Source organism: Acidobacteriota bacterium (genome assembly GCA_040754075.1).
GTDB lineage: Bacteria > Acidobacteriota > Blastocatellia > UBA7656 > UBA7656 > JBFMDH01.
In genome coordinates this window covers 1-21,359 of the sequence record JBFMDH010000010.1, presented here as the reverse complement: position 1 = coordinate 21,359, position 21,359 = coordinate 1, and the positions used below count along the sequence as shown (strand labels likewise).

At 49.1% G+C, this 21,359-nt stretch carries 19 protein-coding genes; 9 read left to right on the top strand and 10 right to left on the bottom strand.

Annotation, left to right across the window (positions count from 1 at the left end):
- The 7 genes from AB1757_12715 to AB1757_12685 form a co-directional block, all read right to left on the bottom strand.
- On the bottom strand, positions 1-606 hold the full coding sequence (locus AB1757_12715) for a dihydrofolate reductase family protein (protein ID MEW6127893.1): 606 nt from the start codon (positions 604-606) through the stop codon (positions 1-3).
- A gap of 188 nt (positions 607-794) precedes the next feature.
- The gene (locus tag AB1757_12710; protein ID MEW6127892.1) at positions 795-1,187 is read right to left on the bottom strand and encodes a YciI family protein; all 393 of its coding nucleotides are present in this window, start codon (positions 1,185-1,187) and stop codon (positions 795-797) included.
- A 110-nt stretch (positions 1,188-1,297) separates the two neighbouring features.
- Positions 1,298-2,551 carry an RNA polymerase sigma factor gene (locus AB1757_12705; GenBank protein ID MEW6127891.1) on the bottom strand — a complete coding sequence of 418 codons (1,254 nt, stop codon included), beginning with the start codon at positions 2,549-2,551 and terminating at the stop codon, positions 1,298-1,300.
- Between the two features lie 420 nt (positions 2,552-2,971).
- Positions 2,972-3,136: a hypothetical protein gene (locus AB1757_12700; GenBank protein MEW6127890.1), complete on the bottom strand. Its 165-nt coding sequence runs from the start codon at positions 3,134-3,136 to the stop codon at positions 2,972-2,974.
- A 248-nt stretch (positions 3,137-3,384) separates the two neighbouring features.
- Positions 3,385-3,540, bottom strand: a complete 156-nt coding sequence (locus AB1757_12695; GenBank protein ID MEW6127889.1) for a hypothetical protein — start codon at positions 3,538-3,540, stop codon at positions 3,385-3,387.
- A 42-nt stretch (positions 3,541-3,582) separates the two neighbouring features.
- Positions 3,583-3,774 (bottom strand): hypothetical protein, encoded by a 192-nt coding sequence (locus tag AB1757_12690; GenBank protein ID MEW6127888.1) that lies wholly within the window; start codon positions 3,772-3,774, stop codon positions 3,583-3,585.
- A 133-nt stretch (positions 3,775-3,907) separates the two neighbouring features.
- Positions 3,908-4,060, bottom strand: coding sequence for a hypothetical protein (locus tag AB1757_12685; GenBank protein ID MEW6127887.1), 153 nt, complete (start codon positions 4,058-4,060; stop codon positions 3,908-3,910).
- 562 nt (positions 4,061-4,622) lie between these two features.
- On the opposite strand from AB1757_12685, the gene AB1757_12680 reads away from it, so the two are divergent.
- The gene (locus AB1757_12680) at positions 4,623-5,378 is read left to right on the top strand and encodes a hypothetical protein (protein ID MEW6127886.1); all 756 of its coding nucleotides are present in this window, start codon (positions 4,623-4,625) and stop codon (positions 5,376-5,378) included.
- 50 nt (positions 5,379-5,428) lie between these two features.
- Here the strand turns inward: AB1757_12680 and AB1757_12675 are convergent, their stop codons facing one another.
- From AB1757_12675 to AB1757_12665, 3 genes are all read right to left on the bottom strand, one after another.
- Positions 5,429-7,180 carry a CRTAC1 family protein gene (locus AB1757_12675; GenBank protein ID MEW6127885.1) on the bottom strand — a complete coding sequence of 584 codons (1,752 nt, stop codon included), beginning with the start codon at positions 7,178-7,180 and terminating at the stop codon, positions 5,429-5,431.
- Between the two features lie 89 nt (positions 7,181-7,269).
- Positions 7,270-8,310 carry a tetratricopeptide repeat protein gene (locus AB1757_12670; GenBank protein ID MEW6127884.1) on the bottom strand — a complete coding sequence of 347 codons (1,041 nt, stop codon included), beginning with the start codon at positions 8,308-8,310 and terminating at the stop codon, positions 7,270-7,272.
- A gap of 109 nt (positions 8,311-8,419) precedes the next feature.
- Positions 8,420-9,520: a GntR family transcriptional regulator gene (locus AB1757_12665; protein MEW6127883.1), complete on the bottom strand. Its 1,101-nt coding sequence runs from the start codon at positions 9,518-9,520 to the stop codon at positions 8,420-8,422.
- Positions 9,521-9,926: 406 nt separating this feature from the next.
- Between AB1757_12665 and AB1757_12660 the strand changes: the two genes are divergently transcribed.
- The 8 genes from AB1757_12660 to AB1757_12625 all read left to right on the top strand — a co-directional run bounded on the left by AB1757_12660 (position 9,927) and on the right by AB1757_12625 (position 21,217).
- Positions 9,927-13,286: a TonB-dependent receptor gene (locus AB1757_12660; GenBank protein ID MEW6127882.1), complete on the top strand. Its 3,360-nt coding sequence runs from the start codon at positions 9,927-9,929 to the stop codon at positions 13,284-13,286.
- 351 nt (positions 13,287-13,637) lie between these two features.
- Entirely contained in the window at positions 13,638-14,678 is a 1,041-nt protein-coding gene (locus AB1757_12655) for a hypothetical protein (protein MEW6127881.1), read from the top strand.
- A 3-nt stretch (positions 14,679-14,681) separates the two neighbouring features.
- Positions 14,682-15,602, top strand: coding sequence for a carbohydrate kinase (locus AB1757_12650; GenBank protein MEW6127880.1), 921 nt, complete (start codon positions 14,682-14,684; stop codon positions 15,600-15,602).
- 44 nt (positions 15,603-15,646) lie between these two features.
- Complete coding sequence (gene ugpC, locus AB1757_12645) at positions 15,647-16,723, top strand: sn-glycerol-3-phosphate ABC transporter ATP-binding protein UgpC (GenBank protein ID MEW6127879.1); 1,077 nt, start codon at positions 15,647-15,649, stop codon at positions 16,721-16,723.
- A gap of 153 nt (positions 16,724-16,876) precedes the next feature.
- Positions 16,877-18,157: an ABC transporter substrate-binding protein gene (locus AB1757_12640; GenBank protein MEW6127878.1), complete on the top strand. Its 1,281-nt coding sequence runs from the start codon at positions 16,877-16,879 to the stop codon at positions 18,155-18,157.
- A gap of 64 nt (positions 18,158-18,221) precedes the next feature.
- Positions 18,222-19,106 (top strand): sugar ABC transporter permease, encoded by an 885-nt coding sequence (locus AB1757_12635; protein ID MEW6127877.1) that lies wholly within the window; start codon positions 18,222-18,224, stop codon positions 19,104-19,106.
- Between the two features lie 92 nt (positions 19,107-19,198).
- Positions 19,199-20,017 (top strand): carbohydrate ABC transporter permease, encoded by an 819-nt coding sequence (locus tag AB1757_12630; protein MEW6127876.1) that lies wholly within the window; start codon positions 19,199-19,201, stop codon positions 20,015-20,017.
- Positions 20,018-20,221: 204 nt separating this feature from the next.
- A complete protein-coding gene (locus AB1757_12625) occupies positions 20,222-21,217 on the top strand; it encodes a nitrilase-related carbon-nitrogen hydrolase (protein MEW6127875.1) in 996 nt (331 codons plus the stop codon).
- The last annotated feature ends 142 nt before the right edge of the window (positions 21,218-21,359 follow it).

Below are 21,359 nucleotides of genomic sequence, written 5' to 3'. Positions count from 1 at the left end.
TCACTTATCGTCCTCTTCTATCTGAGGGGCGCCGGTTTTTACATCACCGTTGCGTTCGTAGTTCACGATGAAGATGCCGTTCGGAGAGACCTGGCTATAGGTCACCTTGAAGGCTGCGGGAATAGTGCCGTCGGCGAATAGTCGTTTTCCCTGGCCCAAGGTTATCGGCAAAATCATGAGATTCAGCTCGTCGACAAGATCGTTTTTGAAGAGCGTCTGAAGCATATCTGCGCTACCCATTACGTGCAGATCTGTCCCATCCGTTTGTTTCAACTGCCTGATCTTTTCCGCAAGGTCTCCATTCAAAAAGACTGTGGGCTGCCAATCGCTTGAGTCACGGGTATTTGAAGCGACGTACTTCGTCGCGGTCATGACATTCGGCCAGAAGCTCGAATGCGTCGGCCAATAGGTTTCCCATCCGGCGAAGGTCTTCCGTCCTAACAGCAGATCTACCGGCTTGGCCAGCCGCTCCTGTACCACAGCTCCTGTCGCCTCGTCCGCATACGGGAAAAACCACCCGCCATACTTGAAGCCGTCGCCGTCATTCTCCTCGTTCTGTATGACACCATCGAGTGTCATAAATTCACATGCAATTATTTTTCTCATGATTATTTTCCTTCGACTCCTATCTGATTTTGACGCAACGCCATCCTTCAGCGTGGGATGGTCTGTCACCGCCGCTCACTTGTATTTCTTCGCTTGTTTAGGTCTGTCGCGAGCCGAGTCTCAAAGAGGCCGCTCTGGCAGCGCCAGTTGGTTGCTGCCGTGAAACTCAGTTCTTTGCGGCGGCCCGACTATTCCGTTGCTACTCCGCTCAGGAACTGGGCAATATCCGGGGCCGGATAGAAGAAAATCTCTTGCACCTCAATCGCCGTGCGGCACGCTTTGGCGCCCTTGCGCACCCACGCCAGCGCCTCGTCCATGTCAGCGCATTCCAATATCCAAAAACCGCCGATGTGTTCCTTGGTCTCAAGGTACGGCCCGTCGGTGAGGAGCAGTTCACCATTGGGCTGCGGGCGCAGTGTGCGGGCTGGGCCCAGACCGCCGGCGAACTTCCTGACGCCAGCAGCGATCATTTCGCGATTGAGCGCGTGAATCTCCTCCATAATCTCCTCCATCATCGCTTCGTCCTGTGTGGACGGGTCAAAGTCGTCGGGGCGGTAACCAGAAACCAGATAATGCGGCATAATTTCTCCTTGTCTGTGTAATAGTTTTCGGGCGGGTCGTTTGCCCTGCCTTCACGATATAGTCGAACAGCCATACTGGAATTCGACCAATCGCGCAAAAAAAATTTTTTTTATTTCAACTGTCGGATTCGCTCCTGTAGGAATTGCCGCTCCGGTTCCTGTTGGGTCAGCTCGAGAGCTTTCTTATAAGAGGTCCGAGCCTCGGCTGTCCTGCCAAGCCTGCGGTACATATCTGCACGGGCTGAATGCGCCAGGTAATAATTTGCCAATTCGCCATGTTCCAACATCGCGTCGATAAGCATCAGACCGGCATCTGGACCTTCGCACTCGGCAATTGCCACGGCACGATTTAGCTGTACAACCGGCGAAGGCTGAATTCGTACCAAGCAGTCGTAAAGCGCAACAATCTGCCGCCAGTCGGTCGCGGCGACCGATTTCGCCTCCGCATGAACGGCAGCAATCGCCGCCTGTAGTGTGTAAGAACCGAAGCGGTTAGACTTCAAAGCTCTCTCCACCAATGCCACGCCCTCGACGATTTGCTCGCGGTTCCAGAGCGAGCGGTCCTGGTTCTCCAGCAAAATCAGCTCTCCGGTCGGAGAGCTTCTCGCGGCGTGACGGGATTCCTGTAGCAACATCAAGGAAAGCAGCCCAATGACTTCCGGCTCGGGCTGGAGTTCTGCCAGCAACCGGCACAGTCGAATCGCTTCAGTGGTTAGCTCTGCCCGCATTACCTCGGCTCCCGTCGCCGCCGAATACCCCTCGTTAAAGACGAGATAGATGACCTGTAGCACCGCGCCCAGTCGCTCCGGCAATTCCTGCGGCGTCGGCACCTCGTAGGGGATCGGGGTCTCGCGAATCTTTGCCTTGGCGCGCACAATGCGCTGCGCCAGCGTAGGCGGAGTGATGAGGAATGCCTTGGCGATCTCCTCGGTTGTCAGCCCGCAGACCTCACGCAAGGTGAGCGCAAGGCGCGCTTCCGGCGCTAGAGATGGATGACAGCAGGTAAAGATCAGGCGCAGCCGATCATCCTCAAGGCATTCCTCCTCGTTGGAGCATTCCGCCGAACTCCATTGGGCTTCGAGATAGCGCGCGAGTTCGTCTTGAGAGGCATCAAATCTTGCCCGTCGACGCAGCGTATCAATGGCTTTGAATCGGGCTGTTGAAATCAACCAGGGTCGCGGGTTTGCGGGTACGCCACTCGTTGGCCACAGGCTCAGCGCCGCCGCAAAGGCTTCGTGCATCGCCTCCTCGGCAAGATCAAAATCACCAATGAAGCGGATCAGCGTTGCCAGGATTCGTCCCGAATCCACGCGATAAAGGGAGTCGAGCAATTCGCGTATCGGCTCGGTGGAAGGCTCGGACATGCCGACGACTTTAGCAAACCAGCTACCTCGAATCAATTTGCCGTAGATCGGCGGAGGGGTTGACGAAGATATTTGCGGTTTGCTCGCCACTGATCGAGCGAGCGAGGGTGTAAAAAATTTTGTGCAAACTCGTGCCTCAGTTTTTGGGGATGAAAATTTGTGTGTGTAGATTCAGCTATTTCAATTATCGCCGTTAGCCAGAGCGTTAGGAATCAAAATTGAAAAAGTCAATTTACCCAAAATTTCAAACACCCCTCGAAATACATTGGCACACCCAAGGTTGCGAGAATACCCATAAACAAGGCTTCATCACAATATGGAGTGTGCCAGGCTTCGGCATTCCGGTTTAGTGATTATCTTCTGCGATTTTCAATTCCCGAGCGCCAGGTCGTCCCGTTACGACGGGGACTTTAACTGCGCTTATAAACCTTCTCCGCCTCCGTGTCCTGAGATTTGATAGTTAGAAATGAGGCATTCTTTAAGTTTTATGCCACCTTTGATTTTACTCGCTTCTGCATTCACCGTGCTCAAGTCCTCAGTGACGATGGCTTGCTCATTGGTTTCATCATTTTCTTTTGCGTTCATCAAGTTCATCTCCTTCAGTTGAAAATTTAATCTTTACTTTGAGCGCCTCACTCGCGCTCTTCGGTTCAGGCGTAAGTCAGCGGCAAAAACTATCATCAAGTTGTTCGACGTTTGCCAATCATCCCCGGCACATCGGAATGATGAACTTACAACTGCCATTGCCCTGTCATAGCCGTGTTGCTGGTTTAGCTGAAAAGACTCAGAAGGAGTTTTGCGCCGCTTTCGTACCGTCCTGGAAAATATCAATGTCATTGATCGAGCCGCAGTTCGTGTGCGAGCACTTCGGCAGCCATTGTCTTGCCCGTCCCGCTCGCGCCGCCTCTGGTCTCCTCAGCCCGCTCATCAGTGACCGGCAGGTCGTTGAGGTTAAGCTGATTTGTCTGTTCGGTTTCTTGTTTGCTCATCTATGCTCCTTTTCCTCAGTCAAGCGATTCGTTAAGGGGGTATCAGTCTCGGCCAGTGCCGCCAACAATCCAATCCTGTCCCCATCCGCCAATAAGGACATCGCGTCCACCATCGCCTCGAAGGACTCCGCCTTTGGTCTCCTCAGCCTGCCCCTCAGCGACCGGCAAGTCGGTCAGGGCATCCATCTGAAAGTTGCTTCTGTCGTTCTTTGTTTTCTCTTTTACGTTCATCATTAGCTCCTATCTGACAAATTAAAATAGTTTCCCTTAAGCTAGCAGTAGTCATTCACAACCGACTGCATCAGATGCCATCGACTGCTTGATTTCGCTGGCGCTAACCCCGTTGAATCGTATTCGGGGGTCATTTTCATAAGGCAATCACAACCTGCTTACCTTCACCGCAGAGTTGACCCTCGAGGAGGCGCGAACCTCCGGCATTGATCTCGCCGACATGCTCTGCCGTCAACGGCAAATCGGCCAGTGACTCGGCGCGGTCTTGAATCTGATTTTGTTGGCTCATATGTCTTAACTCCTACGCTTAATCTCTTGAGCGCCTCACTCGCGCTCATTTGTTCAGGCGGAAACGGAAGGTGAAAACTATCATTGGGAATAAGATTTTTTGTGTGATGCGCAAGAGATGGCTGTGATGCCGGTTAATCGCACACACTTTGCCAATTGAAAGCCGGAAGGCAGAAGGCTCCACTGCAACATTGCAGCCTCAAAGCCATCTTCAAATCAATTGGCGATTCTGTTTCCCGATAGAGTGCCCCTGCAATTTAGAAATTTCATTTACACAATATCCCGGACGCTTCGGCAAAAGTAAAAAGTTAAGAAAAGATCTCCCACAAGTTATTCACTCACCGTTTAAAAAATCTCCCCCCAGATGAGCTAATTCCATTTATTCGCTTCACCTTCTTCATTTTGCCTTTTTACTTTTTACTTTCTTCTTACACCATTTCGTATTACAGACTTTCCTTATCGTGTAAAAAACCTTGATTTTAAGCTGTTTTTTACCGTTTTTGCGCGGAACCCGAATTGCTCAACGGGTGGAACCCAATCTAGCTAATAAACAAGGAGACCTTATGGACATTACAAAAAAATGTCTCTCCCGATTGTCTTTAGGGAATCACTCAAACAAGCATCGGGGATACCTCACCGCATTTCGTATCTTGCTTTTAACCCTCGGATTTTTAGGTTTAATGGCTTCCGCACAGGCGCAGAATTATCAAGCGGGACTTGATTTCACAACCGTCTTTCCGGTCGGTGAATTTCGCGACAACGTCAATAACAACGGTTACGGCATTGGCGGGCACTTTCTTTTCGGAGTTGGAAACAGCCCCGTGTTTATTGGTTTCGACGGCGGCGTGGCGGTTTACGGTTCGCAATCGCGCAGAGAAATTCTCAGCCCGTCGATTCCCGAACTGCGTTTGAAAGTGACCACTCGCAATAATATCGGCTGGACGCATTTCCTGGTGCGTCTGCAACCGCGCAAAGGCAAAGTGCGCCCCTACAGCGAAGCCCTGGTTGGCGCAAAATATCTTTTCACTAACACCACCATCACCGATGATTTCAGTGATGAACAGATTGCCGGAGACACCAATTTCAGTGACACGACCTTGAGCGCAGGTTTTGGCGCGGGAGTGCAAATCGAACTCACGAAAACCGGTAAACGGTCGGACATTTCGCTCGATACCGGTGTTCGTTATATGTTTGGCGGAGAAGCTGATTATTTGAAGAAAGGTTCAATCATTCGCACACCCGGTGGGGTCTTTTTCGATGTGCTTTCATCGCGTACCGATACCGTCACCCTCAAAGTCGGCATTACTTTTCGATTTTAATGATTTCCATCAAGAAAAAGTAAAAAGGCAATGTAAGGATAAACGATTTTTTACTTTTGCCTTTTTACTTTTGCCTTTTTACTTTTTAAAAGGCTGTCGCCTTCTTTGATTTTGACAATCTGATTGGCGTTGAGGTTTTTGAAAATTTCGGTTTGACCGTTAGTCCAACGGATTTCCACTTCATCGGCTTTGGTGTTTGCGCCAAGCCCATAATGGACGCGCAAATCATTGGTTGAATAATAACTCGCTTGACTGGTTACTTCTTGAAGTTGCACACGACCGCCGGTTTTTAATCTCACCTGTGAACCAATCGCCGAACGATTCGACCTGGTGCCGATGAGTTTTATGGTCAGCCAATTATTTACTCCCGGTTTCCCTACAGTGTTGTATTCATTCCTCAGTAACGTCGGCGCTGCATTCATATTCATAATCAATACATCCACATCACCGTCATTGTCGAAATCAGCGAACGCGCAACCGCGACTGGAATGCGGTTCATTAATCGCTGTGCCGCTTAGTTTGGTCACATCCTGAAAACGCCCGTTGCCGAGATTGCGATAAATCAGACGTGGGGTTTGATGCGGGTATTCTTTAAAAACTTTTTCGATTTCAGGGTAGACATTTCCGGTGACGGTTAAAATATCCGACCAGCCGTCATTATCAAAATCAATGAGTCCGGTTCCCCACTGCACATAAGGCGTATGGTCAAAGCCCGCCAGTCGCGAAGCGTCTTCAAAAAACCCGCGCCCCGAATTTTTATAAAGCACAGGCAAATCGTCGGCGAAATGAGTTTTGAAAATATCCGGCAAGCCATCGTTATTGTAATCGCCCAGTCCCACGCCCATCCCTGCCTGCGCCTGTCCATCTTCGTTAAACGCCGAGCCGGTTTCCAACGCGACATCGGTAAACGTGCCGTCTTTGTTGTTGCGGTAGAGAATGCTTGCCGTCGAATCGCAGGCAACATAAATATCCGACCAACCGTCATTATTGAAATCCGTCACCACGGCGGTCATCGCGTAACGATTTACGACTTTATTAATGTTTGAACTTTCCGAGACATCGGTAAACGTGCCGTTGCCATTATTGCGATAGAGCAAATTGGTATCTGTTGGCAGTCCCTTGGGTCCACAGTTAATCGGCACGCCTTTCCAGAAACAGTTCGCGCCTTTGCCGGGTTCGGGCGCTGTCGCCAAATCAAAAATCAAATAGTTGGCGACGAACAAATCCACATCTCCGTCACGGTCATAATCGATGAATGTGCAACCCGAACCCCAGCGTGTGCCCCTGATTGCGACCCCGGCTTTTTCGGTGACATCCGTGAAGCTGCCGTTGCGATTATTGCGATACAACACATTTTGCCCCCAGTAGGTGGTGAATAAATCGTCAAAGCCATCATTATCAAAATCGCCGACGCAAATCGCCGAGGCAAATCCTGTACGGGCAAGACCGGCTTTTGCTGTGACATCCGTAAAGCTGCCGTTACGATTATTGCGGTAAAGTTTACTGGTTGGTTCATTGCCTTTGGGAAAACTTTCAAGGCGCGAACCATTCAACATAAAAACATCAAGCCAGCCATCATTATCAAAATCGAAAAAAGCCACCCCGCAACCGTTGGTTTCGATGATGTAGCGCTTTTTTTCAACCCCGCCATAAATCGTTGGTTCAATCAGTCCCGCCGCTTTTGCAATATCGGTGAAATTAAAACCGGCGGTGGTGCTTGATGCTTGGGGCTTGGTACTCGGTACTTTGTGCTTTGTACTTTGTGCTTTGCAATAAACCTCAATGTAGTTGTGTTTAGTCAAAGTTGACAAAATGAGAATGAGAGCCAAAGCACAAAGTACAAAGCACAAAGTACAAAAATATTTTGGAGTTCCTGGCAACACCTGATGCCTCATCTTTCGGAAATTGATTGGAGTTTAGCGGCAATCTCGAATTCGCGTTTCGCTTCTTCGAGGCGATTCATTTGCTGGAGAGTTTGCGCAAGCAGGTGATGTGCGGAGTAGTTGTTCGGGTCGATTTGAATGGCGCGTCTTAACATGGCTTCGGAGTTGGCAAGGTTTCCGGTCTTCAAATAGACCTTGCCCAACACGATATAGGGACCGCTAAAGAGCGGATTCAACCAGATGGATTTCTGCAATGGCGCAATGCTCAAATCCCATTTCAATTGCCGCGTGTAGGCTTCGCCCAGTCGGTAATGCGCCATCGCAAATGCCGGATTGAGGGCAATCTCTTTTTTCAAATAGTCGATGCCCGCGTCAACATTGGCTTTGTAAATGGCGATTTCTCCCAGTAAGAAATTGGCTTGCGGAATTTTCGGGTCGAGTTCGAGGGCTTTCAATAACTCTTTTTCGGCGGCAGCTTCGATATTTTCGCGCATCAACATCTGGGCATTGAGCAGATACGCCGCCGCCGTAGCGTTCGCCACAGCAAACATTCGCGCAAAGGCTTCGCGCGATTTATCGGGGTTTTGGGTTTTGATGTAACAAAGCCCCAGCGCATAATTCATCTCAGAATTATCCGGCATCCAGGCAACCGCCTGTTCAAAATGGGGAATCGCCTCTTTCACCTGCCCGAGATAGTAATAAGACATGGCGAGCAACTGGATTGCCTGTCTTTGTTGTTTACTGTTTGCCGCAGATTGTTTCGAGGAGAGCAGAAAAAATTCGATGGCTTTTTGAAAATTGTTTTTTTGATAGTAGGCGAGCGCCATCAGGTGGTTGACCTGCGATTCATTGGTCGCGGATTTCTGAAGTTCGGAAAGCAAAGCGATGGCTTCGTCAAGTTTTCCGCTTGTCAAAAGGGTTTGCGCGCGTTCAATTTCGCTGGGCTGACCGGCAGTTGATTGGGTTGTGGTAGTTTGCGAAACCGCAGTTACCCACAGAAGCAATATCATGCCTAAGATAAACAATAAATTGATTGATTTTTTTTTCATACGAACGGATAAAAAAACCGAACGGCTATTCGGCTCATCATGGCTTTCGGGCTTATCAATTTTTCAAATCACGATTGGCTGAACCGTTGAGCGGTTGACATCGCATCAACTACTTTTTCTTTTTGAGATTGACGCCGCACGATTCCCGCACCACCAGGTGAAAATCCAGCAACACGTCACGGGTTGGTAAATTCGGATATTCGATGCGATCCACCATGGTTTTAACCGCGACCTCGCCGATACGCTTGCACGGTTGGTGTATCGTCGTTAAAGGAACTTTCAGTAACTTGGCATATTTGACATCGTCAAATCCGACGATGCGGTAATCCTGCGGAATCCGCGCTCCCAGTTTATCCAGGGTGTGCATCAAATGCGCCGCCGTATCATCATTGGCGCAGACAAAGGCTTCCAGGTCATGTTTATTGATGATGCCTTTAACAAAATTTTCATCCGCAGGGTCGCCCCACCAGACCATATTTTTTCGAGGCGTCACCCCATGTTGAAGCAAAGCGATGTGATAACCCGCAATCCGCGCATCAACGGTCGGCGCTGAGCCTTCGCGAGCTAAGAAGCCGATACGTTTGCACCCTAATTTTAAAAGGTGTTCGGTGATGACGAAGCCGGCGCGACAATTATCAATCCCGACCAAATCGAAGGGGCTGCGGCGCGGGTGTTCATAAATACAGCGATCCAGCAACACCACCGGGATATGGGCTTTTTGCAAATCGTTAGTAATTTGCTGATTCACCTGATTTTTATTCGGAGAAAATTCGAGTGGCGCAAAAAAGACTCCCGAAACTTTTCTGGCGATTTGCAACTGGCACAGTTGTTTGGCTTGTTCTTCAATGGCTAAGGATTCGCTCGTCGTATCGCCCCACAATAAAGCGTGGCGGCTCTCTTCGGAAAACCGCGACATTTCGCGACATATCGGCTCAAAAATTTCCGTTTCCCCAAGACCCGGTATCAGCAGTCCGAATAAATCTGTGCGCACCGAGGTAATTTTACGAACATAACTCCCGGAACCTGCCCGCCGTTCAATCAAGCCTTGATATTGCAATTCTCTGAGGGCGCGGGCGACCGTGGGTCTGGAGGTCGAGAATTGTTCAACCAGTTGCGCTTCGCTCGGCAGGCGATGCCCGATCTCATACCTGCCGCCGACAATTGCGTTATGCAACTCCTGATAGATGTGAAAATGTTTGGGCTTTTTCATCCGTTGATCGTTTTGAACCTGTAAAGCATGTAGTCCACTGAAAAACGCCAGTTGATATTACAACTTTCAATTTTTCGGTTCAATGTGATTTCAAATGCTTTACAAGTTCAGATAATTTGTTATTACAGATTTTATATAGTCGACTTGACCGATTTATCTAAGCTGAGCTATAACTTTTGCGCCTTAAATTAGACGAATTAATTATCAGAATTAGAAATAATAAAATAGAGGAAGCTTACAGCTCTCATACCTTTTCCGAAAATTAAGGATTGGGAAAAGCAGTTTCAAATCGAATAAGAAATCTAACCATAGGTTTTATATTTTTTATTCGATTCCAAGCAGCCAACTTTCCGGGTATCCGGGTTTCCGATGTACTTGGAAGTTAATCCCACAGGAGGCACCTAAAATGCAAAGAAGCAAAATACCGCTGCTGGTATTCAGTCTGGTGTTAGCTTTCACCTTGTTATCTGCAAACACATTCGCACAGGCTGTTTACGGAAGCATTATCGGAACAGTGACCGACCAGAAAGGCGATGCCGTTTCAGGCGCAACGGTTACGGTTACCGATTTAACGAAAAATATTACGACCGTCGTAAAAACCAATGACGATGGCAACTACACAGTCACACACTTAATCCCCGGTCGCTACAGCGTCAAAGTTGAAAATCAGGGATATAAAACCGCGACGCAAGAGGTGGAGGTGCGCGCAGACGTCGCCTCGCGCACGGATATTGCAATGGAAGTCGGCGCAGTAACCGAGCAGGTGAACATCTCTGCCGATACGCAACAGATTTCCTTGAAGACCGACCGCGCCGATGTCGCCACAACTTTTGATCAACGGCAACTCACGGAATTGCCGATTCTGGATCGCAACTTCACCAAGTTTTTGCTGCTTACGCCCGGCACCCAACAACTCGGCTGGCAGCATGCATCAAGCGAAAATCCGCAAGGCTCGGTGCAGATTATGGTCAACGGGCAGCATTTCAGCGGAACTTCGTTTCAGTTGGATGGCACAGACAATCAAGACCCGATTTTAGGAATTATCGTCATCAACCCGACGTTGGAAGGCACGGTTGAATCCAAGATTACCACGCAGAATTATGATGCTGAATTCGGTCTGGCAATCGCTGGCGTAGTCACCGCGCAGACCAAATCGGGAAGCAACGACTTGCACGGCAGTTTGTTCGAGTTTCGTCGCAATGACGTCACCAGCGCCCGCAATCCCTTTTCGCAATTTGCCGACAACCCGCTAACCGGCAAAGCGATTCCCGATACCTTGTGGAATCAATTTGGCGGGTCTGCGGGTTGGCGAATCCTCAAAGATAAAAATTTCATCTTTGGCGATTATCAGGGAACCCGCCGTAAAAACGGGGGGTCAAAGTTGACCACCGTACCCACTGCCAGAGCGCGAACCGGTGATTTGAGCGAGTATGGCAGAAATATTTACGACCCGACAACCGGTTCAGCTATCGGTACGGGACGCAGTCAATTTGCCAATGCGCGTATACCTGCAAATCGCTTGTCACCGCAAGCCATCGCGTTACTCAATCTGCTGCCATTGCCTAACGCGCCGGGCATTCAGAACAACTATTCAGCGTCCGGCACGGAATCGTTCAATAGCGACCAGTTCAATATTCGCAATGACCATTATTGGAGCGATACGCTGCATCTGTTTGGGCGTTACAGCTACGCGCAGTTTAAAAAGACGGCACCGGGCGCTTTTGGCGAAGCGCTGGGCGGCGAAGCATTCGACAATATCTTTTTTGCAGGCACCTCGGATGTTCGCAATCAATCGGTGGCTTTCGGGTTTGACAAAACTTTCTCGACCAACAGAATTACCGATTTTCGGTTTGGTTTCTTCCGCTATCGGGTGAATGTTTTGCCGGGTGGCGTGGGCACCAGTCCGGCATCCGATTTGGGAATTCCGGGACTCAATGTGGATGATTTCTTCACTTCGGGTTTGCCTGATTTTGGGATTCGCGGACTCGGCGGTTTCAAAATCGGTTATTCGCTGGATGTGAATCAATGCAATTGCCCGCTCGATCAGCAAGAACAACAATTCCAATTTGTCAACAACTGGAGTTTCATCAACGGCAATCACACCTATAAAACCGGTGGCGATATTCGCTATGCGATGAACTTGCGTGTGCCATCGGATGCGCATCGCGCCGGACAACTGCGGTTTGAACCGGGGCGCACGTCTAATTTCAACGCCAATGGTACAGTGCAGGATGAAGGGCTTGGCATCGCCACATTCTTACTTGGTGATGTGAGCAACTTCCAACGCTATGTCGGAAGAACCACGACCGCCGCCGAACGCCAACGCCGTTGGTTCTTCTATGGGCAAGACACCTGGCGCAAGAGTCAAAAACTCACCCTCAATTACGGGCTGCGTTGGGAACTGATTTTCCCCGAAAGAGTAAAAGAAAACGGCGATGGCAGTTTGTTAAACCTTGAAACCGGCGAATTGTTTGTCGGCGGCATTGGTGAGGTCAATAAACATTTCAATGTTGACCCGACCTATAAAGCCCTTGCGCCGCGTTTAGGCATCGCTTATCAATGGACGGAAAAAACGGTCATTCGCGCAGGTTACGGCAGAAGCTTTGACATCGGCGTGTTCGGCTCATTGTTCGGACATACGGTAACGCAAAACCTGCCGGTGCTTTCAGCGCAAGACCTCTCGACTTCCGGTTTCAATCGTGTATTCACCCTGGCATCAGGACCTCCGGCGCCGGTCTTTGTTGATGTGCCGTCAAACGGCAAGATTCCCTTGCCCAATGGGGTATTCGCCAGAGCCAGACCTTTCACGCAAACTTTGCCTACGGTTGATGCCTGGAACGTCACGGTTCAGCATCAACTCAAGCAAAACACTTCGGTGGAAGTCGGCTATGTCGGCAACAAAGGCACGCATGTATTTGCAGGAAACGGGCCGGCATTTAACATCAACCAACCGGTCAGCGATCTGAATCAGCCGGATGCAGACAGACGCAAACCGTTCTTCAATAAGTTCGGCTGGACACAGGGAATCGATTTCTTCTGTAACTGCGCAGACAATCGTTACAACGCCTTGCAGACGAAGTTTGAAACCCGTTTTTCGGGGCTGAGCATTCTGGCGCATTACACGCTCGCCGCGGCTCGATTCAACGACTCCGATTATTTCATCCATGACCGGTCAGTTGGACGCGGCCCGACGGATGAAGACCGCACGCATCTGTTCTTCTTCTCAAACGTGTGGGATTTGCCAATCGGACGCGGAAAAGCCCTATTGGGTAACGCCTCCAAAGCGATGGATTTAATCTTCGGCGGCTGGCAAATCAATACGGTGTCCACCTGGTCGAGCGGCTTACCGTTTACGCCTTCGGTGACAGGCGCAAACTGTTCGGTCAACTCCGGTCCCTGCCGGCCTGATCTGGTTGGTGACCCGGATGGCGACAGAACGCAATTTAATTGGTTTGCGGTAGGCATTGGGTCGGGAACTCCCTGGGCGAAAGCTGCCACTGGGCAATTTGGAAATGTCGGTCGCAACACCTTGCGCGGGCCGCGCTTCTTTAACACTGATGCTTCACTGTTCAAGAAATTCCAGATTTCCGAAACCAAAAAATTGGAGTTCCGCATCGAGTCGTTCAACGTGTTCAACCACGTCAATCTTGGGCAACCGGATACCTGCGTAGATTGCGGACCAACCAGCAATGCAGGTCGCATCACTGGATTGGCTGCCGGCGCGCAAATGCGGCAGTTCCAGTTCGGGCTGCGCTTCACCTATTAAGGCAACCTTCGCGTTGCCATCAACCTCGGTGGCTGGTTTGAATCTTTTGATTTCAAATCAGCCACCGATTTTTCAAACGCGCGAAAAGTAAACCTCCACCCCAATCAGTGATTAAAGAATGGGGCTTAGGTCTGAGTTGTTCAACCTACTCTCTCCCCGTCGAAAAACTAAGGTTGTAAAAATTTCAAAGGTTTGGAGTTCCGCCCTCGGATTTAAGGCTGAGAAGCAATTGCTTCACTCTCTGGGCGGAACTCCGAATTACCTTCGCCACGAAACTGGCTACGGTAGCCGTTTTCAACGGATTCACCTATTCAGGAAGCGGGCGAAGAACAATTGGTAGAGAGATAAAAAATGACCTGGCTTCCCGATAATAAATATTTTTGGGATTTTTGGTTTGCTGAACGGGCGGGCAATCTCCACCTCTTTTATCTGCAAGCTTCAAAACCCCAATGCGGCTACAACCCAGACCTCAGACACAATCTATCCTCGATAGGTCAGGCGACCTTAACTCCTCATGGGTGGCGAGATGAGGGAACCGTTTTTACGGCTTCGGAAAATCACGCTTGGGACAATCTGTCCATCTGGACAGGGTCGATTATTGAACATCCGACGAACGGCTGGTTTTATCTTTTTTACACGGCGCGTGGTAAACAGGATGCCCGGCGTTGGACGCCTGCGGAATGGCAGCGAGCGCAGCAAATCGGGATTGCCCAATCCAGTGATTTACGGTCGTGGGAAAGAATTGCGGAAAGTAAAATTCAACCGGCAATCCGAAATCCCGGCGTTGGCAAATTTGATGGCGTCGCCTGGCGCGACCCTTTCGTTATTTTTGAAAACCGGAAATTTTTTGCCTTTATTTGTGCCCGCCTCAATCCTGAATCTGACCCCGCCGCTTATCAAGCCCGGACGATGATCGATGCTGGCGGCGCAATCGCCTTTCTGGAATCGCCAGATATAGAAAACTGGCACGATGGCGAACCACAGATACTGGTCGCTTCGGATGAATTTTATCAACTCGAAGTCCCACAGGTTTTCTGGCGCAGGTTTGAAAATGGCAAACGGTTTTATTTGATTTTCTGCGCGCAGGAAAAAGATTGTTCGCGAGCGCGACGCGAGCGTTACCCGTTGAGCGAATGCCAGACCGGAACTTATTATATGCGGTCGCCGTTGCTGCCCTTCGATTTTCAAGGCATCCCGGCGCTTGAGTCTCCGGCAAAACTGTTTGCCAAAGGCTTATACGCCGGTAAGCTTTTACATCCTGAAACCGAAAATCATCCGACCTTTTTCGGTTTTGTTTGGAGCGATGCGAGCGGGCATTTTGTTGGCGGGCTTTCTGACCCTTTGAAAACCATTTTTCATGACGATGGCTCTCTGAAATTGGTTAGCGGATAAACCTTGAGCTTTACAGATTCAAGCCTGACGAATAAAGACCCAAAGTTATTTGTGGGAATTGGTGAATTGCTTTGGGATCAATTACCGAACGGGAAAAAACTGGGCGGTGCGCCGGCGAATTTCGCTTACCACGCAGCCCAACTCGGCAATCTTGGCATCATCGCAAGTCGGATTGGCGTGGATTTAAACGGTAAAGAAGCGCTCGCCGGGTTGCAGGAAAATGACCTCGATACGCAATACATTCAAATCGATAAACTGCATCCGACCGGAACGGTTGATGTTGAGGTCGATGCCTGCGGTCAGCCAAATTTTATCATCAACTCAAATGTCGCCTGGGATTTTTTGGAATTTACCGCACAATGGCAAGCCCTTGCAGCGCAAGCCGATGTCATCTGTTTTGGCACGCTGGCGCAACGAAGCGCCGTTTCAAAAGACTCGATAAGCGAATTTCTCAAGGCTTCAAAAAACGCCGCATTGAAAATTTTTGATGTGAATTTGCGCAAACCTTTTTACACCTTTGAAGTCATTGAAGAGGCGTTGAATCTGGCAAATCTTTTAAAGGTGAATGAGCAGGAATTTCACTATCTCGCAAATTTGTTTGCCGTTGATGGCGGCGATGAGTTAGCCATCGCCAAACGCTTGCTTGACAGGCATAACCTCAAAATGGTTTGCGTGACCAAGGGGGCAAGCGGAAGTTTGCTGGTAACCGAAAATAATTTTTATCTGCATCACGGCTTATCCGTAACCGTGCGCGATGCGGTAGGCGCAGGGGATGCTTTTACAGCGGCGATGGCGCACCATTACCTGCGCGGCAGCAGTCTCGAAAAAATCAGTAAGGCAGCCAATCGTCTGGGTTCCTGGGTGGCGACTCAGGCAGGCGCAACGCCGCGATTCAGTCTGGATGTTTTACAGGAAATCATCTGAAAAATTTATCGGTCTTAACCAAGCAGCTTTTTAAATAGAAACCTATGGCTGATGTGTCGCTCAAAAATATCTCGAAACGCTATGCGGGTGAAGTTCGCGCCGTAGCGAATGTCAATCTCGAAATCGCCGACGGTGAATTTATTATTCTGGTCGGACCCTCGGGCTGCGGGAAATCCACCTTGCTCAGAATGGTCGCCGGGTTGGAAGAAATTTCCGAAGGCGAACTTTATATCGGCGGCAAACTGGTGAATGACCTGGCGGCAAAAGACCGCGACATTGCCATGGTTTTTCAAAATTATGCGCTTTATCCGCACATGACGGTTTATGAAAATATGGCTTTTGGCTTAAAGATGCGAAAGTATCCAAAAGCTGAAATTGATAAACGGGTGCGCCAAGCCGCAGACATTTTGGATTTGACCCAATACCTTGAGCGCAAACCCAAAGCCTTATCGGGCGGACAACGCCAGCGCGTCGCCGTCGGTCGCGCTATCGTTCGCCAGCCCAGACTTTTTTTATTTGACGAACCGCTGAGTAACCTTGATGCGAAATTGCGTGTGGCGATGCGCTCGGAGTTAATCAAACTCCATAAACGCCTGAAAGCTACTATGATTTATGTGACCCATGATCAACTGGAAGCGATGAGCATGGGTGACCGGTTAATGGTTTTAAAAGACGGTGTGGTTCAACAGATCGGCGCGCCGCTTGAAGTTTATAATCACCCTGCAAATACTTTTGTTGCCGGATTCATCGGCAGCCCGGCAATGAATTTATTAAGCGGCAAAATCGTTCTCGGAAACGGTGGTTTGAAATTCGATACCGGCTCGCTGCAACTTGATGTCAATCAGGTGAAGCCTGAACTGGCTAACCGACAGGTCACTATGGGGATTCGCCCTGAGTGGATAAATATCAACCATCCTTCTGCGGTTTCAAAATTCACTGCAAAAGTTGAAGTGCTTGAACGCATGGGAAGCGATACGTTTGCGACGCTTTCGGCAAACGGACATGAGTTGATTGCCAGATTCGATCCGACAATCGCCATCAACCCGGACGAAACGCGAGAGCTTTCAATTGATTTAACCCGAGCGCGCTTTTTTGACGCCGATAGCGGGTTGGCGATTTGAGGGATTGAAACCTTCACCCAGTCATTCATCAAAAGCCCACCGGCGGTTTGGATTGATTTAGGAATAATTGCAAGAGCGACAAAAATTTTATCAGCCTTGATTCCCTTCCCGGTGGTTTCGCAAGTATTTCTTTAAAGGGTTAAACCGGTTTCGATGAACCAAAAATTATTTTTCAAAGTGAAATTTAAACTGGTCGCGACGATAGCGTTATTGGCTATCGCATTTTTTAATTTGCATTGTTCAACGGTCACCGGAAACGCCAAACCGATGACGGTGACCTTTTGGCACGGCATGGAATCGGGAATCAACAACCGGGTTCTGCAAGCCAAAATTGATGAATTTAATGCAACCCATGCGGATATTTTTATTGACGCGCAGGTGTATGGCGCAGCCGACCAACTCGGTCCCAAACTTGATGCAGCGGTTGCCGGAAAGACGCCGCCGGATTTGTTGTGGTGGGCACCGGCGTTTTTTCCGAAATATGCCGAAGCCGGCGCGCTTCGCTCCCTCGACGATTTGATCGGTGAAGATCGGGATTTCAATAAAAACGAGGTCTATGATTTTCTCTGGCAAGCAGGCATCTATCAGGGAAAAATTTATACCGCGCCGTTTTCCGCAAATAATCTTGCCATCTACTACAACAAAAAAATGTTTGCCGATGCGGGCATCAACAAACTGCCGCAGACCTGGGAGGAATTTAAAACCGTCGCCCAATTATTAACCGATGAAAACACCCACGGCTTGCTGATTCCGATTGGCAGTTCGGAATGGACGGTGTGGACCTGGCAATGCTTTTTATGGCAAGCGGGCGGCGAATTATTAACCGCCGATCATCGCGCCGCATTTAATAGTCCGGCGGGGGTTGAGGCGCTCGATTACTGGCGGGCTTTTATGAAAGACGGCAGCGGCGTGTTTTCGGAAACCGATGCCGGATATAAAACCGATGATTTTCTATCGGGTCGCGTCGCCATGATGATTAACGGCCCGTGGAATTATTCTTCGTTGAAAACGCAAACGGCTGTCGATATTGGCGTTTTACCTTTACCGCGAAACGCCCGCGCCGCTACCAATATTGGCGGCGAAGCGCTTTTTTTATTCAAATCGACTCCGCAAAAAGAGCGTGCCGCATGGGAATTTATGAAATTCATCATGAGCGCCGATTTTCAAACCGACTGGGCAATCAACACAGGTTATTTGCCGGTGTCGAAATCAGCGGCACAGAGCATTGCGTTTCAGGAATTTTTACAAGCCAACCCCTTTATGAAAACTTATAACGAGCAGATGCCGACCGGAAAGACGCGCCCTTCGATTGCCGCCTATCCTGCCCTCTCGGCGACACTGGGCAAGTATCTGGAAGCGGCTTTGTATGACAAATATTCTTCACAGGAAGCACTCGATAAAGCGGCTGAAGAAGTCAATCGCCTGTTGAAATGAAAGCCCATTTTGCGCGAATGGCTCCAGCGGTTGGCGCGCTGCCAGACAGTCAATTATCAAATTTATGAATGCAAGAAAAGACACCTTAACGGCTTATCTTTTTATCGCCCCGGCGCTGAGTTTACTGGCGGTTTTCGTGATTTATCCGGTGCTGCAACTCTTCTGGGTAAGTTTTCATGACTGGAATATCCTGAAAGATGAAATGACCTTTAACGGCACGAAAAACTTCAGCGAGATTTTATCGGAGAGCGATTTTTGGAAAGCTCTATTCAACACTTTCTACTATGTCGCCATCACCGTGCCGGTGGGAATGGCGGTATCGCTTGGTTTGGCGCTTTTGTTGAATGACAGGATTAAAGGCGTCGGTCTGTTTCGCACTGCGGTATTTACGCCGGTGGTGACTTCAACGGTTGCTGCCGGGGTCATTTTTGTGTGGTTGTTGAATTACGAACAGGGCGTCGTCAATTCTTTTTTACAGACAATCGGCATCGGCAAAATCAACTGGTTACAAAGCGAACGATGGGCGATGCCGGCGGTGGTTTTAATGACCATCTGGAAACAGGCGGGATACAACATGGTACTGTTTCTTGCAGGGCTTCAAGGCATTCCCGATGCCTATTACGAAGCGGCTTCGATAGATGGAGCCAAGCGCGGCTGGCAAACGTTTCGCTATGTCACCTGGCCATTGTTAAAACCGACGACCTTTTTTGTTTTGGTCATCTCGGTCATTTTTGCTTTCCGAAGTTTTGAACAGATGTATGTGATGACGCGAGGCGGGCCGGTGGGTTCGACGATGACCCTGGTTTATTACATCTTCGACAAAGCCTTCAAGTTCGGCAATATGGGACAAGCCGCAGCGGTGTCGGTTTTAATGGTCATCATCGTTTTGCTGCTCACCTGGTTGCAATTCCGTCTGCAAGGCGCAGGCGACGTAGCGAGCAGCGATTAACGAATTCCCTTCCGCGAAGGGAAAAATTAAACAGGGGGCGCGTTGATGGTTGATGGGTTCATCTAAAATGCGCTCGCAAATCACCGGTAAAAATGCAAAATTCCAAACTTCAAATTTATTTCAAATACAGCGCCATCATCGGCATTTGTTTGATTTTTCTTGCGCCGCTTATTTTGATGATTTTCGTTTCCCTGCAAAATCCTGCCGATGCGTCTTCGGGATTTTCATTGATACCCAAAAGTTTTCACTGGCAAAACTATATGGAAGCCTGGAAGGCAACCAATTTTTTACGGCAGTTTATGAACAGTTTGGTGATGTCGCTCAGCGTAACTTTCGGGCAAATCATCACCTCATTAATGGCTGGCTACGCCTTTGCGAGAATGCAATTTTTCGGCAAAAACCCATTGTTTATTGTCTTACTGGCAACGATCATTATTCCGTTTCAAATTCTGGTGATTCCGATTTTTATCGTTCTGGTCAAACTCAGTTGGGTCAATAGCTACTGGGCATTGATCGTGCCTTCTTTGGCAAATGCTTTTGGCATTTTCCTATTTACTCAATTTTTTAAAACCATTCCCTATGAACTCGAAGAAGCCGCCTACCTGGATGGCGCAAGTCGTTGGACGGTGCTCTGGAAAATTATGGTGCCGCTTTCGCGTCCGGCGCTCGCTACATTGTTTATGTTCACGTTCATTGCCGAATGGAATGAGTTATTCAAGCCCCTGGTGTTTACCAGCACCAGAAATATGCGAACCGTACAACTGGGATTGACGGTCTTTCAGGAGCAGTTCAAGGTGGAGTATTCATTATTGATGGCTGCCGTGGTGTTTGTCACTATTCCAAGTGTCCTGCTATTTTTCTTGGGTCAGAAACAATTCATTAAAGGGGTCGCAGCCAGCGGCTTTAAGTAAATGCATCAAGAAAATCGAAGCCGATTGAACCCCTTGAAATCGCCGAAAAATCAATCACTATTTTATTTTGAACGCCTTTCCGGTTATCTAAAGCTCTTTTCATCTGCTTATAGACATCGCGGTTTTGAAAAGCTATAAACCTTGTGACAAACTCTTTTATTCAGAGTTCAGAAACCTAAATTTCATTTTAAGGAAGCCATTTTCATGGAACCGATTCGTTATTCAGTGGCGGCCTGTCAGACTGACTTTGCCAATCCGATTGACCGTCGGCAAATGCGCGCCAATACGGAAAGAATGCTTTCAATGATTGATTCGGCAATCGCCGGGGCGGCTCCGTTTTTGCCTGTGCGACTGCTGGTTTTTCCGGAGTTTGCGCACGCCGCGCCGGTCTTTCCGACGGTCAAAGAATTGAAAGACAAACTGGCGGTGCCGATTCCCAATGAACACACCCACCGTCTTGAAGAAAAAGCTAAAGAGATGAATGTTTATATTCAATCCGGCTCAATGATTGAGAGTGATGACAAGTATCCGCGCGTAGTTTTCAATACCACCTGTTTAATCGGCCCGGAAGGCATTCTATACAAATATCGCAAAGTAAATCCCTGGATTCCCTACGAAGTTCACGCCAGCCCACACGATATTGAAGATTACGACGAACCGCTCTTCCCCGTAGCCGATACAGCGATTGGCAAGATTGGCTGTGCGACCTGTTATGATTGGCTTTTTCCAGAAGCCATCAGACAGTTGGCTGCCAACGGAGCGGAAATTTTTGTGCGCGTTTCGGCTTACATGGATCCTTGGGGAGCCACCGAACCGATGAACTGGTGGACGATTGTTAATCGCTGTCGCGCCCTTGAAAATATCGGTTATGTGGTTGCCGCCAATCAGGGCGCACAGTTGAAATTTTATCCGCCGTATTCCTGGCCCGGTGGCAGTCAGGTTGTCGATTTTGATGGTCGTTTACTGGCGCAGGCTTCACCTGGCGCGGGCGAAAAAATTGTCATCGCACCGGTTGACATCACGGCGCTTCGCCACGAACGCAAAACCCGCATTGGTCATCATATGCTCGCGCATCTGCGCACCGAAGCTTACCCGATTTATAAAAATCCGATATATCCACCGCGATACGATGGAGAAAATCTCACTTATGAATCCAACAATGAATTAATTGAATTATCCAAAAAGCGGCTTTATGAATAGGCTTCATAGTTTGGAATGGCTTTGTTGCATAAAGCAGGGAGACGATAGTGCTGGTATTCTTGATTTGTGAAGAAAAAAAACACCAAACGCACTTATCGCCTCCGCAACTGGAAACAATATAACGCGGCTCTCGTGCGACGCG

What these genes read in the sequence shown, in the direction of transcription:
- AB1757_12715 (MEW6127893.1), bottom strand. Translation starts at nt 606, where the DNA reads ATGAGAAAAATAATTGCATGTGAATTTATGACACTCGATGGTGTCATA.
- AB1757_12710 (MEW6127892.1), bottom strand. Translation starts at nt 1,187, where the DNA reads ATGCCGCATTATCTGGTTTCTGGTTACCGCCCCGACGACTTTGACCCG.
- AB1757_12705 (MEW6127891.1), bottom strand. Translation starts at nt 2,551, where the DNA reads ATGTCCGAGCCTTCCACCGAGCCGATACGCGAATTGCTCGACTCCCTT.
- AB1757_12700 (MEW6127890.1), bottom strand. Translation starts at nt 3,136, where the DNA reads ATGAACGCAAAAGAAAATGATGAAACCAATGAGCAAGCCATCGTCACT.
- AB1757_12695 (MEW6127889.1), bottom strand. Translation starts at nt 3,540, where the DNA reads ATGAGCAAACAAGAAACCGAACAGACAAATCAGCTTAACCTCAACGAC.
- AB1757_12690 (MEW6127888.1), bottom strand. Translation starts at nt 3,774, where the DNA reads ATGATGAACGTAAAAGAGAAAACAAAGAACGACAGAAGCAACTTTCAG.
- AB1757_12685 (MEW6127887.1), bottom strand. Translation starts at nt 4,060, where the DNA reads ATGAGCCAACAAAATCAGATTCAAGACCGCGCCGAGTCACTGGCCGAT.
- AB1757_12680 (MEW6127886.1), top strand. Translation starts at nt 4,623, where the DNA reads ATGGACATTACAAAAAAATGTCTCTCCCGATTGTCTTTAGGGAATCAC.
- AB1757_12670 (MEW6127884.1), bottom strand. Translation starts at nt 8,310, where the DNA reads ATGAAAAAAAAATCAATCAATTTATTGTTTATCTTAGGCATGATATTG.
- AB1757_12665 (MEW6127883.1), bottom strand. Translation starts at nt 9,520, where the DNA reads ATGAAAAAGCCCAAACATTTTCACATCTATCAGGAGTTGCATAACGCA.
- AB1757_12660 (MEW6127882.1), top strand. Translation starts at nt 9,927, where the DNA reads ATGCAAAGAAGCAAAATACCGCTGCTGGTATTCAGTCTGGTGTTAGCT.
- AB1757_12655 (MEW6127881.1), top strand. Translation starts at nt 13,638, where the DNA reads ATGACCTGGCTTCCCGATAATAAATATTTTTGGGATTTTTGGTTTGCT.
- ugpC (MEW6127879.1), top strand. Translation starts at nt 15,647, where the DNA reads ATGGCTGATGTGTCGCTCAAAAATATCTCGAAACGCTATGCGGGTGAA.
- AB1757_12640 (MEW6127878.1), top strand. Translation starts at nt 16,877, where the DNA reads ATGAACCAAAAATTATTTTTCAAAGTGAAATTTAAACTGGTCGCGACG.
- AB1757_12635 (MEW6127877.1), top strand. Translation starts at nt 18,222, where the DNA reads ATGAATGCAAGAAAAGACACCTTAACGGCTTATCTTTTTATCGCCCCG.
- AB1757_12630 (MEW6127876.1), top strand. Translation starts at nt 19,199, where the DNA reads ATGCAAAATTCCAAACTTCAAATTTATTTCAAATACAGCGCCATCATC.
- AB1757_12625 (MEW6127875.1), top strand. Translation starts at nt 20,222, where the DNA reads ATGGAACCGATTCGTTATTCAGTGGCGGCCTGTCAGACTGACTTTGCC.